We start from the raw sequence: 16936 nt of genomic DNA on the forward strand, positions 1-16936 counted from the left end.
GCCCGAAAGCGTAGGGCTCCTGAATCAGGCTCGATGACGTGAGATGCTTTAGCGCCGCCCGCGCGGCGGCCTCGTCCCCGGTTTCTTGCGAACCTGGCCCTTGTCGCGGCGGCCGGCCTTATGGAAGGAGCGCACCGCCGTCGGCATCTCGCGCCCCTCGCTCAGCATTTCGAAACGCAGCGCGCCGGCAAGCGGAATCGCTTCGGCAAGTTTCACGGTGACGCTGTCGCCGAGGCGATAGCCGAGCCCCGTGCGTTCACCCGAGAGTGCCTGATGCGCCTCGTCATAGATGAAATAATCGCTGCCAAGCGTCGATATAGGGATGAAACCATCGGCGCCATAGTCCGGCAGGGTGATAAAAAGCCCGGATTTCGTCACCCCCGAGACCCGGCCGGCAAATTCCTCGCCGACCCGGGTGCTCAAGTGATGGGCGATCAGCCGATCGATGGTCTCGCGCTCGGCCGCCATTGCCCGGCGCTCGAAGGTCGAGATTTCGGCGGCGATATCGTCGAGGGCGGCTTCTTCGTCCGGCGTGATGCCGCCTTCGCCGAAGCCGAGCGAGCCGACGAGCGCGCGATGCACGATGAGGTCGGCGTAGCGGCGAATCGGTGAGGTGAAGTGGGCGTACTTCATCAGGTTGAGACCGAAATGGCCGATATTCTCAGGGCTGTAGATCGCCTGGCTTTGCGAGCGCAGCACCATCTCGTTGACCATGGTCTGGTGCGCCGTGCCTTCCGCCTTGGCCAGAATGCCGTTGAAGCTATTGGCGCGCACATTGCCGCCCTTGGCGAGCGAGATGCCGAGGGTCGCCAGGAACTCGCGCAGGACTTCCTGCTTGGCAAGCGTCGGGCCGTCATGGATGCGGTAGACCAGGACCTGGCGCTTCTTTTCCAGCGTTTCGGCGGCGGCGACGTTCGCTTGGATCATCATCTCCTCGATCAGCTTGTGCGCGTCGAGCCGCGGCGGCACGAAGACACGATCGACCGTGCCGTCGGGCTTCAGCAGGATCTTGCGCTCCGGCATGTCGAGTTCCAGCGGCTGACGCCGGTCGCGTCCGCGTTTCATCACCGCATAGGCGTGCCAGAGCGGTTTCAGGATCGGCTCGAGCATCGGTCCGGTCTTGTCGTCGGGATTGCCGTCGATCGCCGCCTGCGCCTGCTGGTAGGAAAGCTTGGCGGCGCTCTTCATCATGATGCGATGAAATGTATGGCCGATCTTGCGGCCTTCGCCGGAGAAGCTCATGCGCACGGCAAGCGCCGGGCGATCGACGCCTTCCTTCAGCGAGCAGAGATCATTGGAGATCCGCTCCGGCAGCATTGGTACCACCCGATCCGGGAAATAGACGGAGTTGCCGCGTTTCAGCGCCTCGCGGTCGAGCGGCGAATTGGGCCGGACATACCAGGAGACGTCGGCGATCGCGACGGTGACGATGACGCCGCCGGGATTATCGGGGGAGGGGTCGAGCTCGGCATAGACGGCGTCGTCATGATCCTTGGCGTCGGCCGGATCGATGGTGATCAGCGGCACGTCGCGCCAGTCCTCACGATGCGACATCGTCGCCGGTTTCGCCGCCTCGGCCTCGGCCATCACGGCGGGCGGAAAGACATGCGGGATGCCGTGGGCATGGATGGCGATCATCGAGATCGCCTTTTCCGAGCCGACGGAGCCGACGACGGACAGGACTTTGGCACGCGGCAGGCCGAAGCGGCCGAGCCGGGCGACTTCGATCTCGACCAGGTCGCCATCCGCAGCGCCGCCGGTGAAATCGGGATCGATCACCATCTCCTCGCCGCGCCGCTCGATCGGCAGCAGCCGGCCGCCGCCGCCGGGCGCGGTGCGGAAAACCCCCATGGCGGCGCCGCGGCGCCTGTCGATCACCTTGATGATCCGCGCCGTATAGGCCGGCCCGCCGCGATCGACGGCCGGGAAGATCTTTGCCAGGATACGGTCGCCGAGGCCGGCAACGGGTGCCTTGCCCTTGCCCTGGCGGCCTGCCGGCGATTGCTGGCGGATAGCGACGGCAGGGGCCACGCCCTGATCTTCCGGCCATTCCGCCGGTCGGCCGATCAGATCGCCGTCCTTGTCGCGCGTGGTGATATCGAGAACGGTGACGGGCGGAAGGGCGCCGGGACGGATGAGCGACTTGCGGCTCTTCTGCAGCATGCCTTCCTGTTCGAGCTCCTGCAGCAGATGCTTGAGCTCGACGCGGCTGTCGCCCTTCAGCCCGAAGGCCTTTGCGAGCTCACGCTTCGAGGCCTTCTGCGGATGGTCGGCGATGAAGCGCAGGATCACCTCGCGCGAAGGCAGCGCGCCGTGGACGATGTTCAGCGGTTCGACGGCGGGAGCATCCTTGCCGGCACGGCCGATCTTGCCCGGGCGTTTGCCCGTGAGGTCCGTTCTGTCGCGCGGTGTCCTGCTCACTTCAGCCCTTTTTCGATTTCGCCGGCGCTTTCGCCTTCGTTGCCTTCGGCTTGGCGGCCGTCTTCGTGGTCTTGGCTTCGGCCGCAGCCGCCTTCGGCTTGGCTTTTGCCTTGGTCGGCTTTCCAGCGGGCGCCTTGCCGGCCTTTTCGGTGATCAGCGCCAGCGCTTCCTCGATGGTGATCGCCTGCGGATCCTTGCCCTTCGGCAGGGTGGCATTGACCTTGCCCCAATTGACATAGGGACCGTATTTTCCGTCACGGACGGTGATGGCGCCGCCGTCGGGATGATCGCCGAGCGACTTCAGCGCCGCCGGCGTGCCGCGCGCACCCCGGCCCGGCGCCTTGTTCGCCTTTTCGGCGATGACGGTCACGGCGCGGTTGAGGCCGACCGAGAACACGTCCTCGACAGTTTCCAGATTGGCGTAGGAACCGTCATGTAAAAGGAACGGGCCGTAGCGGCCGATGCCCGACGAGATCATCTTGCCGGTCTCAGGATGTTTGCCGATATCGCGCGGCAGCGAGATCAAAGCCATCGCCTTTTCATAGTCGATGTCTTCGGGCTTCCAGCCCTTCGGCAGCGACGCGCGCTTGGCTTCCTTGCCGTCGCCGCGCTGGATATAGGGCCCGAAGCGGCCCGAGCGCAGCGTCAGTTCCTCGCCCGTTGTCGGATCGGTGCCGAGGTTCTTCGGCTCGTTGAGGGCGACCCCTTCCGCTTCTCCGCCGTTTTCGGAGGAGAGCTGACGGGTGTAGTTGCATTCCGGATAGTTCGAACAGCCGACGAAGGCACCGTATTTACCGAGCTTCAGCGACAGGTTGCCTGTGCCGCAGACCTGGCAGATCCTGGGGTCGCTGCCGTCTTCGCGCTTCGGGAAGACCAGCGGCGCCAGCGCCTCGTTCAGCGAATCGAGCACATTGGTGACGCGCAGTTCCTTGGTGTCCTCGATCTGCGCGAAGAAATCCTTCCAGAAATCGCGCAGCACCTGCTTCCAGTTCAACTCGCCGGCCGAAATCCGGTCGAGCTTTTCCTCGAGGTCGGCCGTGAAGTCGTATTCGACATATTTGGTGAAGAAGCTCTCAAGGAAGGCGGTCACCAGCCGGCCCTTGGCCTGCGGGATCAGCTTGCGCTTGTCGATCGTCACATAGTCGCGGTCGCGCAGCGTCGCCAGCGTCGCCGCATAGGTGGAGGGTCGACCGATGCCGAGCTCTTCCATTTTCTTGATCAGCGAGGCTTCCGAATAACGCGGCGGCGGTTCGGTGAAATGCTGCGTCGAATTGATCTTCTGCTTGGCGAGCGCCTCGCGTGCATTGATCTCCGGCAGGCGGCCATCCTCGTCGCCGTCGTCGCTCTGCTCGCCGTCCTCTTTCTGGTCGGTATAGGCGGCGATGAAACCGTCGAAGCGGATGACCGAACCGACGGCGCGCAGGCCGGCCTTCTCGCCCTTGTTGTCGGCGGTGATTTCAGCCGTCGTGCGTTCGATCTCGGCCGACGCCATCTGGCTGGCGATGCCGCGCTTCCAGATCAGCTCGTAGAGCCGGATCTGATCGGCGTCGAGGAATTTGCGCAGACGATCGGGCGAGCGGTAGAAATCGGTCGGACGGATCGCCTCGTGTGCCTCCTGGGCGTTTTTCGCTTTGGTCGAATAGAAGCGCGCTTTTTCGGGCAGATAGCGTTCGCCGAACTGATCGAGGATGGCGCGCCGGGCCGCGTCAATCGCCTCGGGCGCCATCTGCACGCCGTCGGTTCGCATATAGGTGATGAGACCGACCGTCTCGCCGCCGATATCGACGCCTTCATAGAGTTTTTGGGCGATCTGCATGGTGCGCGAGGCGGAGAAACCGAGATTGGAGGAGGCGGCCTGTTGCAGTGTCGAGGTCGTAAACGGAGGTCCCGGATTGCGCTTGACCGGCTTCGCCTCGACCGTGTCGACGATATAGCTCGCGCCTTCGAGTAATGCCTTCAGGCGGCCGGCATCTTCGCCGTTGCCGATGGCGCGCGGCGGCAGCCGTTTGCCGTTCGCCGAAACCAGTCTTGCCTCGAACTCGTCGCCGCGCGGCGTCTTCAGAAGTGCGGAGAGATTCCAATATTCTTCCGAAATGAAGCGCTCGATCTCGGATTCACGGTCGCAGACCAGACGAAGCGCCACCGACTGGACACGTCCGGCCGAACGCGCGCCGGGCAGCTTGCGCCATAGGACAGGCGAAAGATTGAAGCCGACGAGATAGTCGAGCGCACGGCGCGCCAGATAGGCGTCGACCAGCGGCACGTCGATGTCGCGGGGATCGGCCATCGCGTCGAGCACCGCCTGCTTGGTGATCGCGTTGAAGACGACCCGCTTGACCGACTTGCCGTTCAGCACCCGCTTCTTGTTCAGCATGTCGAGGACGTGCCAGGAAATCGCTTCGCCTTCGCGATCCGGGTCGGTCGCCAGAAAAAGCCCGTCGGAGGATTTCACCGCCTCGGCAATATCCTTCATCCGCTTGGCCGAGGCCCCGTCGACCTCCCAGAGCATTTCGAAATCCTGATCGGGGAGGACCGAGCCATCCTTGGCAGGCAGATCGCGCACATGGCCGAAGGAGGCGAGCACTTTGTATCCCGAACCCAGATACTTATTGATCGTCTTGGCCTTGGCAGGCGATTCCACCACTACAACATTCATGATGATTCTCTAAAAAAGACTCCGCGCCGGCGTGGGAGCCAGCGCAACACGCAGCGCAACTTGGATACTGGCCCTCCGACATGGACAGGGAAATCGCTGCGGTCAAGGGGTTTGCTACAATTTTACTTCTTGCGTACGGTGCAATCGAGGGGAGATTGTGTGCTGAATACAATTTTAAGACGGCGCACCTATTGAATTCGACACGCGGCTCCTGCAACTCCCGAGGCGGCTCTCTTATATCGCGCAAAGCTCAAACGGAAAGCGAAACGAGGCCGCCCTGATGCCGATGCAGCCTGCCTGATATGTCGAGTTCCAGAAGAATGAGGTAGACGGCCGAGGCCGAAAGGCCGGTGTGGCGGATGACGTCGTCGATCTCGACCGGCGTCGGCCCGAGCGCATCGATGATGCGCATCCGGTCTGAATCGCCGGGCGGCATCGTTATTGGCCTGCTCTCGCCTGCCGGTTCCTCTGCCCTCGACGAGGGGAACAGCTCGAACTGCGCCAGCGGCGCCAGCGCCTCGATAACATCGCCAGGTTCGGTAACGATCGAAGCGCCGTCCTTCAGCAGGCCGTTGGTGCCGTGACAGCGCGGATCGAGCGGCGAGCCGGGCACGGCAAACACCAGCCGGCCGAACTCGCCGGCAAGGCGGGCGGTGATCAGTGAGCCCGAGCGCGTCGCTGCTTCGACGACCACGAGACCGAGCGCGATGCCGGCAATCAGCCGGTTCCGGCGCGGAAAATCGCGGGCGCGGGGCTCCCAGCCGAAGGGCATTTCGCTCACGGCCAAGCCGTTGCCGCCAGCTATCTCCTCGATGAGGCCGAGATTCTCCGGCGGGTAGGGCTTGTCGAGGCCGCCGGCAAGGGCCGCGATCGTGCCCGTCTCGAGGCTTGCCCGGTGCGCGGCCGTGTCGATGCCGCGCGCCAGGCCGGAAATCACCGTGTAACCCGCCCGGCCACAGTCGCGCGCCACGATCGCCGCAAATTTGGCGCCGGCGATCGAGGCGTTGCGCGAGCCGACGATGCCGACGGCCGGCCGCTTGGCGGCGGCAAGCGCGCCTTTGACGGCTAGAAGCGGCGGCGCGCCGTCGATCTGCTTCAGCGCCTGCGGATAGTCCGGCTCGCCGATGCCGACGAAGCGGGCGCCGAAACGATGCGCCGCCTCCAGTTCCCGGTGCGCCTCGGCCTCGCTGGCAATGCGGATTGCCCGCGTTGCGCCGCCGCGCGCCGAAAGCTCCGGCAGCGCCGCAAGCGCTGCCTCGGCCGAACCGAAATGATTGATGAGGTCGCGAAAGGTCGCAGGGCCCACATTGTCGGAGCGGATCAGGCGCAGCCAGGCAATCCTCTGCTTTTCGCTCAGCACCGTGCCTTTTGATCCCGCGCTCGGCGCGTCCATTATCCCTTCGCCCCGATCTTGCTTTCCGTCCCGCCCATCAGCCGGGAGATATTGGCTCTATGTTTCCAGTAGGAGATGATAGTCATGAGCGCCATAACCGCCGCAACCTTTTCATTGCCGAGGATCAATAGGGCGACCGGAATGACCAGCATGGCGACGAGCGCCGATAGCGAGGAATAGCGGGTGGTGGCGGCGACCGCCAGCCAGACGGCGGCGAAGAGCACGACCATGATCGGTGCGATGCCGAGAAGCGTGCCAATATAGGTGGCCACGCCCTTGCCGCCCTTGAAGCCGATCCAGACCGGGAAGAGATGGCCGATGAAGGCGAAGAAGCCGGCGATGATTGCGGCCTCCTCACCGAGGAAATAGCCGACGATCCAGGCTGCCGCCGATGCCTTCAGCGCGTCGAGCAACAGCGTTGCCGCGGCGAGCTTCCGGTTTCCGGTTCTGAGCACATTGGTGGCGCCGATATTGCCGGAGCCGATGCTGCGCACATCGCCGAGGCCGGCCGCGCGCGTGAGGATCAGCCCAAAAGGAATGGAGCCGAGGAGATAGCCGATGATGGCGGCAGCAAGCGCGATCGGCAGCGTGATCTGCCATGACATGAGATTGGATAACATATGCCCCCTCGGCCCTCCGATGGCCCGTCCTCAGTCCAGCCGGTCCCTAAAGTGTGTGGACAAGCTTTCCCGAGACGTATGTCGCGACCGCCCGCCCGCTGAAGCGCGCATCCTCGAACGGCGTGTTCTTCGAGCGGGAGAGAAGCATGTCTTTGGCGACAAGCCAAGGCTCATCGAGATCGATCAGCGTGATATCGGCGGCAGCACCCGGCTTCAGCGTGCCGGCATCCAGGCCGAAAATCTCCGCCGGCCGGGTGGACATGGCGTCGATCAGGCGCATCAGGCTGACCTGGCCGCCATGGTGAAGCCTGAGGGCAGCCGCCAGCATGGTTTCGAGGCCGACCGCGCCGTCCGCCGCTTCGCCGAAGGGCAGGCGCTTCGTATCGACGTCCTGCGGGTCATGCGCGGAGACGATGATGTCGATGGCGCCGCGCGCCAGCGCGTCGACCATGGCGACCCGGTCGTCCTCCGGGCGCAGCGGCGGATAGAGCTTGAAGAAGGTGCGGTATTCGCCGATGTCGTTCTCGTTGAGCGCCAGATTGTTGATCGAGATGCCGGAGGTCACCTTGGCGCCGCGGCTGCGGGCAAGCTCGATCGCCTCGACCGATTGCGGCACGGAAATCATCGCGGCATGATAACGGCCCCGCGTCAGCGCTGCGATCCGAAGATCGCGTTCGAGCGGGATGAGTTCGGCTTCTCGCGGAATGCCGGAGAGCCCAAGCCAGCTGGCGAAAAGCCCCTCATGCATGACGCCATTGGCGCCGAGATATTTGTCGCGTGTTTCGCAGCAGACGACGGCGCCGAATTCACGCGCATAGGTCATGATCCGGCGCAGCACCTGCGTATCGTGAACGCTGGAATGGGCATCGGTGAAGGCGACGGCGCCCGCCTGCATCAACAGGCCGATCTCGGTCATTTCCTCGCCGGCAAGATGCTTGGTGATGGCGGCGGCCGGATAGACGTTGACGGCGGCGGTATCGCGCGCCGTCTTCTTGACGAATTCGACGAGAGCGATGTCGTCGATGACGGGATCGGTGTCCGGCATGACGATAATCGAGGTGACGCCGCCGGCCGCCGCTGCCCGGCTTGCTGAGGCGATGGTCTCGCGGTGTTCGCCGCCGGGTTCGCCGATATGGACGCGCGCATCGACGAGGCCCGGTGTGGCCACGAGACCGGCGCAGTCACGCACGACGGCGTCGTCCGGCGTGCCCTGGTTCTGAGCTGCGCTGCCGGCGGCAAGAATGACGCCGTTTTCGGCGATGATCGTGCCGATTTCGTCGAGATTGCGCGAGGGATCGACGATGCGGACGTTCTTAAGGACGATCGGGTTGCTCATGCCTTCATTCCGCCGGTTCGGGGACCCTGGTTCTGCGAGACGAGCAGCGTCTCCATGACGGCCATGCGCACCGCGACCCCCATTTCCACCTGTTCGGCAATCACGCTCTGCGGGCCGTCTGCCACCTCGGAGGCGATTTCGACGCCGCGGTTCATCGGGCCCGGATGCATGACCAGCGCATCCTCTTTCGCCGCCTTCAGCGTTTCGGCGTCGAGTCCGTAGAAGTGATAATATTCCCGCACCGACGGCACGAAGGCGCCCGACATGCGCTCGCGCTGCAGCCGCAGCATCATCACCACGTCGGCGTCCTTCAACCCTTCCTTCATCGAGTGGAAGACCTCGACGCCCATCTCGGCGATGCCGGAGGGCAGGAGGGTGGCCGGCGCGACGACGCGCACGCGTGCGCCCATCGCATTGAGCAGCAGGATATTGGAGCGCGCCACCCGCGAATGCAGTACGTCACCGCAGATTGCCACGATGATGCGCGAGAGCTTGCCCTTGGCGCGGCGGATCGTCAGCGCGTCGAGCAGCGCCTGGGTCGGATGTTCGTGCTGGCCGTCGCCGGCATTGACCACCGAGCAGGAGACCTTCTGGGCGAGCAGCGCGGCCGCTCCGGCGCTCGAATGGCGGATGACAAGAACGTCGGGGCGCATCGCATTCAGCGTCATCGCCGTGTCGATCAGCGTTTCGCCTTTCTTCACGGAGGAGTTGCCGACCGACATGTTCATGACGTCGGCGCCGAGCCGTTTGCCGGCAAGTTCGAAGGAGGCCTGCGTGCGGGTCGATGCCTCGAAGAAGAGGTTGATCTGCGTCAGCCCGCGGAGTGTCGACGTCTTCTTTTCTCTCTGGCGGCTGATCTTGACGGCTTCGTCGGCCTTGTCGAGAAGATAGGTGATATCCTGCTCGGTGAGGCCCTTGATGCCGATGAGGTGGCGGTGGGGGAAAAAGACCATGACCCTGCCTCTTGCTGTCTCTGGCGGGTCTATAAAGAGTGCGGCCCGCCGGGGCAAGCATGCGCTGTGGGCAAAGGCTTATGTCCCCATGCATTTTCGCCAGAATTCCGATAGAGCAGAATGAACCGAATCATAACTTCCGGTTTCCCTTTGCCGGGTTCTTACACTAGAAGCGAATTATGACCTCCGCCAACCGGACTGACGACAAACTCGCAGAACTCAACCAGCCGAGCCTGTGGTCCGGCATCAACGCCTACCGGTCCGATCCGCTGATCGTCGATCTGACGGCGGCCCTGCCGCGCGGCATCCGCGAGGATCTGGAAAACATGGGCCGCTACGTCACCTCGCCGGAGGCGCAGGAACTGGCGCGCATGGCCAATCAGGGCGCGCCGCAGCTGCGCACCCATGGCCCGCGCGGCGAGCGCCTCGACGTTGTCGAATTCCATCCGGCCTGGCACGCGCTGATGCGCCGCTCCATGTCGGTCGGTCTGCATTCCTCCGTCTGGGATCCGCAGGCCGATACCGACGCCAAGGACGAGGCCCACAAGGTTCGCGCCGCGCGCTTCTATCTGACGGCGCAGCTGGAAACCGGCCATCTCTGCCCGCTGACGATGACCAGCGCCTCCGTTGCCGCGCTCTCTGCCTCGCCCGCGGTGCAAAAGGACTGGGCGCCGAAGATCCTCTCGCGCAAATATGATTCGTCCAACCGCCCCGCCATGCAGAAGTCCGCGGTGACCATCGGCATGGGCATGACGGAAAAGCAGGGCGGCACCGATGTCAGGGCCAATCGAAGCGCCGCCGAAAAGGTCAGCGAAGGCATCTACCGGCTCTCCGGCCACAAATGGTTCATGTCCGCGCCGATGAGCGATGCCTTCATCATGCTGGCGCAGACCAAGGAGGGCATGGGCTGCTTCCTCGTGCCGCGCCTTCTTGAGGACGGTTCGGCCAACGGCCTGCAGTTCCAGCGGCTGAAAGACAAGGTCGGAAATCGCTCCAATGCCTCTTGCGAGGTCGAATTCTCAGACACGTTCGGATTTCTGCTCGGCGGCTCCGATGCCGGCATCCGCACCATCCTCGACATGGTGACGCTGACCCGTCTCGATTGCGCACTGGCCTCGTCGGGCATCATGCGTGCCTCGCTCGCCGAGGCCGTGCACCACACGCGCGGCCGCAGCGTGTTCGGCAAGATGCTCGTCAACCAGCCGATCATGACGCGCGTGCTTGCCGACATGGCGCTCGACGTTGCCGCCGCCACCGCGCTGTCCTTCCGCCTTGCTGATGCCTTCGACAAGGCGCGCGGCAATGCCGAGGAGGCGGCCTATGCCCGCGTCATGACGCCGGTCGCCAAATACTGGTGCTGCAAGATCTCGCCCGCTTTGATCTATGAAGCGATGGAATGCATCGGCGGCAATGGCTACATCGAGGAACGCCCGATCGCCCGGCACTATCGCGAGGCTCCCGTCAATGCGATCTGGGAGGGCTCCGGCAACGTCATGGCGCTCGACGTTCTGCGTGTGCTCAACCGAGGCAAGGACCTGTTCGAGACGGTTTTTGCCGGCCTTGCCCGCGATCTCGGACCCGCCGGCAAGAAGACGATCGACGTGCTGCGCGCCGCCATCGCGCTCTGCGAACAGGATGAGGGTGCGGCGCGCCTGCTCGTCGAGCAGTTGGCGCTTGCGGCCGGTGCCGCCGAACTCTATCGGCTCGGGGCAGGGCGCATTGCCGATGCCTTCATCGAGACCCGCCTTGCCGGCGGCTGGCGCTCCACCTACGGCATGCTCGATTCCCGCTTCGACGCCAGCTACATCGTCGATCTTCTCTATCCGCCGGCGGGCTGACCGCAGGCGGGGACAGCTCGAGCCGGAGCACCGCCCCTCATCCGCCTGCCGGCACCTTCTCCCCGTAAAACGGGGCGAAGGGGACATGCCGCAAGCTCTCGGTCTCTCGCCAACGTCTCGCAGGGCACGTTCCCTCTTCCCGTCAGAACGGGGGTCCGCAGGACGGGTCGAGACCAGCGGCTTGACCCCGGCAAGGTTAGGGTGAGGGGCAGCCGTCGACGCACCGCATTGCTATCGCTCGGCTCGATTGGGCACCGCGACCACCTGGGACAATCACCGTCTGCCGTCCGGCTGGTCGCGACGTATCTCGTCCAGCTCGCCTTCCCAGCCTAATCCAGCGAGATCTGCGATCGCATTTTTCCGGCGGTACCTCTCGACGAGATTTCGTAAAGCCAGTTCTACCATGGTCTCTCTTGTCGCCAATCCCGTGGCGATCATTGCGGCGTCGAGCAAGCCATCATCGATATCGATCGTCATCCGCATGATCACCCCGCGTATACCAATATCGTCAAGGTACACGCCCAGCCTCCAGGGTTCAACTTTGCTAAACAAGCACCATAATAAACAAAAATCCGGCCGCGTCGCCGCGGCCGGATTTTCTCATTTACGTCCGAAAATCAGCGTTCAGAAGAAGCCACGGCGCTGCCACCAGCCGGCTTTCTTCGGCTTGCCGTCGTCGCTTTCGCCATTTTCGCTGCGGGTTGATTTCACCGTCGGCTCGGACGAGGCGATGTTGGATTCGCGGTTGGCGCGAACCGGCTTTGCCTCTTCCTGGGCAGGCGTTTGAAGGTCGGCGGAGGCCTCGGCCAACTCCGGCTCGGCTTCGGAGGCGGGTGCTGCTTCGGCTTCGACCACAAGCGCCTCGACCGGCGATGCGGCGGGCTTGCGGCGGCCGCGACCACGGGCGGGCTTCACTTCCTCGCTGACGACGGCCGCACCCTCGACGGCGGCCGCTGCGGCCTGGTCTTCGCCGGGCTGTTCGGCAACCGTCTCGACGATTGCAGCTTCGGCAGGAGCGACGTCGTTCGAAACATCGTCGCTTTCGTCCTCATCGCTGCCGTTGCCTTCGCCGGCTTCACCGGCCGTCAGTTCGGAACCGTCCTCGGCGCGATTGCGGCGACCGCCACGCTTACCGCGACGACGGCGCTTGCGGCGCTGTGAGTCGTCGTTTTCGGCACGGTCCTCGGGCGCAGCGCCGGTGGTTTCATCGCCTTCGGCGCCTTCGTCGTCGCCGTCCTCGTCCCCATCACCGGCTTCGCCCGCAGCCGATACAGGCTGGTCGGCATTGCCGTTGCGGCCGCGGCGGCGCCTGCGGCGCTTGCGCTTGCGATTGCCGTCGCCTTCGCCTTCCGAGCGGGCCGTGGCGGCGCGTTCGGCAGCAGCCGGCTTTTCCTCGAGTTCCTCGTCTTCGTCCTCTTCCGCCTCGATGATGATGTCGTCGTCGTCATCCTCGGGAATGGCTGCGAAGTTGAAGAGCGTTTCGATCTTGACCGGATTTTCCACGGCCTCGCCGCGATCGATAGCGAAATGCTGCGCACCGACCGAGCCGTCCGCATCGATGACGATCGCCACGCCGAAGCGGCTCTCATAATCGACGATCGTCTGGCGCTTGTGGTTGAGCAGGTAGAGCGCGATGTCGGGGGTGGTCCGCACGGTGATGTTGTGCGTCGTATTCTTGAGCAGATACTCTTCGATGCCGCGCAGGACATGCAGCGCGACGGAGGACTGCGAACGGACGTGACCGGTGCCGGCGCAATGCGAGCAGACTTGCGTGGTCGATTCGAGAACCGAAGCGCGAATACGCTGGCGCGACATTTCGAGCAAGCCGAAATGCGAGATCCGGCCGACCTGGATGCGGGCACGGTCGTTCTTCAGGCATTCTTTCAGCTTCTTCTCGACGGCGCGATTGTTGCGCTTTTCTTCCATGTCGATGAAGTCGATGACGATCAGGCCGGCGAGGTCGCGCAGGCGAAGCTGACGGGCGATTTCTTCCGCCGCTTCGAGGTTCGTCTGCAGCGCCGTGTCCTCGATCGAGTGTTCGCGCGTCGAGCGGCCGGAGTTGACGTCGATCGAAACCAGCGCTTCCGTCTGGTTCATGATCAGATAGCCGCCGGAGCGCAACGTCACCTGCGGCTGCAGCATGCGGTCGAGCTGGGCTTCGATGCCCGAACGCGAGAAGATCGGGTGGATGTCGCGATAGGGCTGAACCACCTTGGCGTGGCTCGGCATCAGCATCTTCATGAAGTCTTTCGCTTCACGATAGCCTTCTTCGCCGGCAACGATGATCTCACCGATATCCTTATTGTAGAGATCGCGGATCGAACGCTTGATCAGCGAGCCTTCCTCATACACCAGGCAGGGAGCGGTGGAGGCGAGCGTCAGCGTGCGCACGTTCTCCCACAGGCGCATTAGATATTCGAAGTCGCGCTTGACCTCGACCTTGGTACGGTTGGCGCCGGCGGTGCGCAGAATGACGCCCATGCCCTGCGGCACTTCGAGCATGCGCGCGATTTCCTTCAGGCGCTTGCGGTCGGCAGGGTTGGTGATCTTGCGGGAAATGCCGCCGCCACGCGCCGTATTCGGCATCAGCACGGAATAGCGGCCGGCGAGCGAGAGATAAGTGGTCAGCGCCGCGCCCTTGTTGCCGCGCTCTTCCTTGGCGACCTGCACCAGCAGGATCTGCCGGCGCTTGATGACTTCCTGGATGCGATACTGCTTGCGCGGCTTGCGCTGCACGCGGTCTGGCACTTCTTCCATCGCGTCTTCGGCGCCGACGGATTCGATGACTTCCTCTTCGCCGTGATCGTCATCGTCATCGTCGTCATCGTGACGACGCTTGCTGGTATCGACGTCTTCGGAGATCGAGTCGGTTTCCACCATCGCGGCCATTGCTCCGCCGGTCGAGCCGTCATCCTCGTTGTCAACGTTCGAAGCGCCTTCGGCTTCGACGTCTGTGGGCACGGCGTCCTCGGTCGCGGTCGTTTCGGCAGCCGCTTCGGTGACCTTCTTGCGGCTGCGGCGCGGCCGTGCCTTCTTGGCCGGCGCTTCCTCGGCGGCCTCGGGCGCTGCCTCGGCCTCGGCAGGCGGCGCAATCTCGTCGGCTACGGCAACCGGTGCTTCCGCAGGCACGATGCCGACATCCGGCTGGTCCTGGGTCGAAAGGTCGACCATCGGTGCGGTTTCGACATGCTCGACGTCTTCGTCGCGGCGGTGCTCTTCGGCCTCGGCCCGAAGCAGCGCCTGACGATCGGCAAGTGGTATCTGGTAATAATCGGGGTGGATTTCGGCGAAGGCCAGGAAGCCGTGCCGGTTGCCGCCGTAATCGACGAAGGCGGCCTGCAGCGAGGGTTCGACCCTCGTTACCTTTGCGAGATAGATATTGCCGCGGATCTGCTTCTTGTGCTGCGACTCGAAGTCAAATTCTTCTATGCGGTTTCCGCGAACGACAACGACGCGCGTCTCTTCCTCGTGAGACGCATCGATAAGCATTTTGTCTGCCATGTAAGCTGTGCTCCTCGGCGTGGCCGCGAGAGCGCATTCCCGACTGCTGTAGAAACAGAAAGAATGCGGTCCACCGTGGCCGCGCCGGATAATGAAAGTCGCGCCTGGCGCGAAGAGGAGAGCAGCAGCCAGACCGCAGCCGGAACCGTTTCGGTCCGGGGCCTGTACACTTCAGATAAAACCTGCTGCGAAACCATCAACAACCAAGCGTGATCGACAAATACGAAGACCCTTTTCGGGTCCGATGAGGTTGCTCCCTGAGAGCGTGGTGGCTGATCCACCAATGAAGTTCCGACAAAAAGCCGGAAAATCAGGATCCAGTACTGGGGTTGAAACGCATGAGACGGCGGACGATGACCGATGTGGCGCCAGGTCCAGATCTGGCTGGCAGCCCTTGCGGCGACTCTATCCCGTCAACACTTCTACCCTAAAATGCGTTGTATGTTTTCTCTGTCACAATAGCAAGGGAAAAGCCAAATGTGCCATAATATTGATGGATTTCGGAACACATAGAAGCTGGGGACAAGCGATTGCGATTCGGCAGGCGGCAAAGCGTTTCGCTCTCGGGCGTGCGCACGGCCATGTTCGGTCCATCGCGCTATAAATAGGATGTGGCGGTTTATTGTTTAAGAGGGCTCGGATCGCGGCGCAGTCCGCAACGCGGCGATCGACATTGGTAAGGCGGCTGATGACGGCGGTGCTTGTTGCCGGCTGTATTCTGCCTAATGTGGCGGGTTCGGCCGAGACGAGGGATCCGCTGCTTGCCTATGGCGCGCGCATCATCGGCGATGACGCCAGAACACGGATTGTCATCGATTTCGACCGCGAACCGCGGTTTTTAGTTCACTATATCGCCAATCCTGAGCGCATCGTCATCGACCTGCCGGCGACCGCCTTTGGCTTTCCGGGCAAGGATCTGGCCGCCCGCGGCCTCTTCAGAGACATCCGCTACGGCAAGATGGACGAGGAGAGCGCCCGCATCGTGTTGACAGCGGCAAGGCCGGCGAAGCTTTCCCTCGCCAAGGTGCAGGCCGATGAGGCCGGCAAGGGGCATCGGCTGGTGCTTGAGGCCGAGATGATCGACAAGCAGGCTTTTGCCGAACTGGTCAAGACGCAATCATGGGGCGACCGGGCCTGGAATGATCGGAATGCCGCGGCCCAGACGACGAGTGCCATTCCCGCACCTGCGAAAACCGCCCCCGGGGATTTCGTCATCGCCGTGGACGCCGGCCATGGCGGCATCGATACCGGCGCGATCGGCGTCGATACCAAGACCGAGGAAAAGCAGGTGACGCTCGCCTTCGCCAAGGCTCTGGCCGACCGGCTGAACAAGGAGCCGGGCATCAAAGCCTTCCTGACCCGCAATGATGATGAGTTCCTCTCGCTTTCGCAGCGCGTGCTGATTGCCCGCCAGAACCATGCCGGCCTGTTTATTTCGCTGCATGCCGACACGCTGAAGCAGAAGGATATCCGCGGCGCGACCGTCTATACGATCTCGGACAAGGCCTCCGACAAGCTCGCCGCCGATCTTGCCGAACGCGAAAACCTCTCCGACCAGATCGCCGGCAAGGAAACGGTCGCCGAGCCTCCCGAAGTCGCCGACATCCTGCTCGACCTGACGCGGCGAGAGACGCAGGCTTTCTCGATCTCGCTGGCCGAGAGCGTGCTGAATTCCTTCAAGGATCAGGTCGGTACCATCAACAATCCGCACCGCCATGCCGGCTTCCGCGTTCTGCAGGCCCCCGACGTGCCCTCGATCCTGCTCGAGCTTGGATTTCTCTCGAATGCCGAGGACGAGAAACTGTTGCTCGATGAGAGCTGGCGCGGCAAGATGGCCGATCTGCTGACCGACGCCGTGAAGCGGTATCGCAGCGGCGTCGTTGCAAATGGCGGTTGATGCGTGCAGCAGCTCAGAGTGTTACAGTCTCCCTTGCGTCTTTGAGAGACGCGCGGCCCAGCCCTGTCAGGGCGCCGGCCGGTTGAGTGAGGTCGATAACCATAAAAACAAAGAGTTGAGTGTGCCGCTTGAATCAATTTCGCAGGCACGCGCTGCGGATTGGCGGCGGGCAGGGCGTTGCTTGGATGTGACAGTCGCGATGAAACGGGACCTCAGCGGTGAATGCGGCGGGGAGGGCCCTATTTTGCTCACATTCACGCCGTTACTCCGGCTTATGTTTCACCGCCTGAAGCGCGGAATCGGCTTGTAGCGGTAGCGCTC

The 16936-nt window shown here is 63.4% G+C and carries 10 protein-coding genes; 2 read left to right on the plus strand and 8 right to left on the minus strand.

The features are described 5' to 3' along the window. Positions 1–48: 48 nt before the first annotated feature. The 6 genes from rnr to N2597_RS06595 form a co-directional block, all read right to left on the minus strand. Entirely contained in the window at positions 49–2421 is a 2373-nt protein-coding gene (gene rnr / locus N2597_RS06570; protein WP_183596753.1) for a ribonuclease R, read from the minus strand. A 1-nt stretch (position 2422) separates the two neighbouring features. Further along, the gene (gene topA / locus N2597_RS06575) at positions 2423–5077 is read right to left on the minus strand and encodes a type I DNA topoisomerase (RefSeq protein WP_183596750.1); all 2655 of its coding nucleotides are present in this window, start codon (positions 5075–5077) and stop codon (positions 2423–2425) included. Positions 5078–5327: 250 nt separating this feature from the next. Then, complete coding sequence (dprA, locus tag N2597_RS06580) at positions 5328–6470, minus strand: DNA-processing protein DprA (RefSeq protein ID WP_096769286.1); 1143 nt, start codon at positions 6468–6470, stop codon at positions 5328–5330. Beyond that, entirely contained in the window at positions 6470–7090 is a 621-nt protein-coding gene (gene plsY, locus N2597_RS06585) for a glycerol-3-phosphate 1-O-acyltransferase PlsY (protein ID WP_038688245.1), read from the minus strand. Before plsY ends, dprA begins: the two co-directional genes overlap by 1 nt. 46 nt (positions 7091–7136) lie before the next feature. Continuing rightward, on the minus strand, positions 7137–8426 hold the full coding sequence (locus tag N2597_RS06590) for a dihydroorotase (protein ID WP_183596747.1): 1290 nt from the start codon (positions 8424–8426) through the stop codon (positions 7137–7139). Then, the gene (locus tag N2597_RS06595; protein ID WP_038688250.1) at positions 8423–9379 is read right to left on the minus strand and encodes an aspartate carbamoyltransferase catalytic subunit; all 957 of its coding nucleotides are present in this window, start codon (positions 9377–9379) and stop codon (positions 8423–8425) included. Before N2597_RS06595 ends, N2597_RS06590 begins: the two co-directional genes overlap by 4 nt. Positions 9380–9558: 179 nt before the next feature. Here N2597_RS06595 and N2597_RS06600 point away from each other — a divergent pair, with 179 nt between their 5' ends. Beyond that, positions 9559–11217, plus strand: a complete 1659-nt coding sequence (locus N2597_RS06600; protein ID WP_183596744.1) for an acyl-CoA dehydrogenase family protein — start codon at positions 9559–9561, stop codon at positions 11215–11217. Positions 11218–11490: 273 nt separating this feature from the next. Here N2597_RS06600 and N2597_RS06605 read toward each other — a convergent pair whose 3' ends face one another. Both N2597_RS06605 and N2597_RS06610 read right to left on the minus strand, forming a co-directional pair. Beyond that, positions 11491–11700, minus strand: coding sequence for a type II toxin-antitoxin system VapB family antitoxin (locus N2597_RS06605; RefSeq protein ID WP_077993441.1), 210 nt, complete (start codon positions 11698–11700; stop codon positions 11491–11493). 141 nt (positions 11701–11841) lie between these two features. Beyond that, positions 11842–14718 carry an Rne/Rng family ribonuclease gene (locus N2597_RS06610; RefSeq protein WP_183596741.1) on the minus strand — a complete coding sequence of 959 codons (2877 nt, stop codon included), beginning with the start codon at positions 14716–14718 and terminating at the stop codon, positions 11842–11844. A 622-nt stretch (positions 14719–15340) separates the two neighbouring features. Between N2597_RS06610 and N2597_RS06615 the strand changes: the two genes are divergently transcribed. Continuing rightward, entirely contained in the window at positions 15341–16615 is a 1275-nt protein-coding gene (locus N2597_RS06615; RefSeq protein ID WP_183596738.1) for an N-acetylmuramoyl-L-alanine amidase, read from the plus strand. Positions 16616–16936: the final 321 nt, after the last annotated feature.

The sequence above is a fragment of the Rhizobium sophoriradicis genome, assembly GCF_025200795.1.
In the GTDB taxonomy this organism is placed as follows: Bacteria; Pseudomonadota; Alphaproteobacteria; order Rhizobiales; family Rhizobiaceae; genus Rhizobium; species Rhizobium sophoriradicis.

Excerpts from the sequence above, each read along its gene's own strand:
- topA (WP_183596750.1), bottom strand. The coding sequence starts at position 5,077 with ATGAATGTTGTAGTGGTGGAATCGCCTGCCAAGGCCAAGACGATCAAT.
- dprA (WP_096769286.1), bottom strand. The coding sequence starts at position 6,470 with ATGGACGCGCCGAGCGCGGGATCAAAAGGCACGGTGCTGAGCGAAAAG.
- plsY (WP_038688245.1), bottom strand. The coding sequence starts at position 7,090 with ATGTTATCCAATCTCATGTCATGGCAGATCACGCTGCCGATCGCGCTT.
- N2597_RS06590 (WP_183596747.1), bottom strand. The coding sequence starts at position 8,426 with ATGAGCAACCCGATCGTCCTTAAGAACGTCCGCATCGTCGATCCCTCG.
- N2597_RS06595 (WP_038688250.1), bottom strand. The coding sequence starts at position 9,379 with ATGGTCTTTTTCCCCCACCGCCACCTCATCGGCATCAAGGGCCTCACC.
- N2597_RS06600 (WP_183596744.1), top strand. The coding sequence starts at position 9,559 with ATGACCTCCGCCAACCGGACTGACGACAAACTCGCAGAACTCAACCAG.
- N2597_RS06605 (WP_077993441.1), bottom strand. The coding sequence starts at position 11,700 with ATGCGGATGACGATCGATATCGATGATGGCTTGCTCGACGCCGCAATG.
- N2597_RS06610 (WP_183596741.1), bottom strand. The coding sequence starts at position 14,718 with ATGGCAGACAAAATGCTTATCGATGCGTCTCACGAGGAAGAGACGCGC.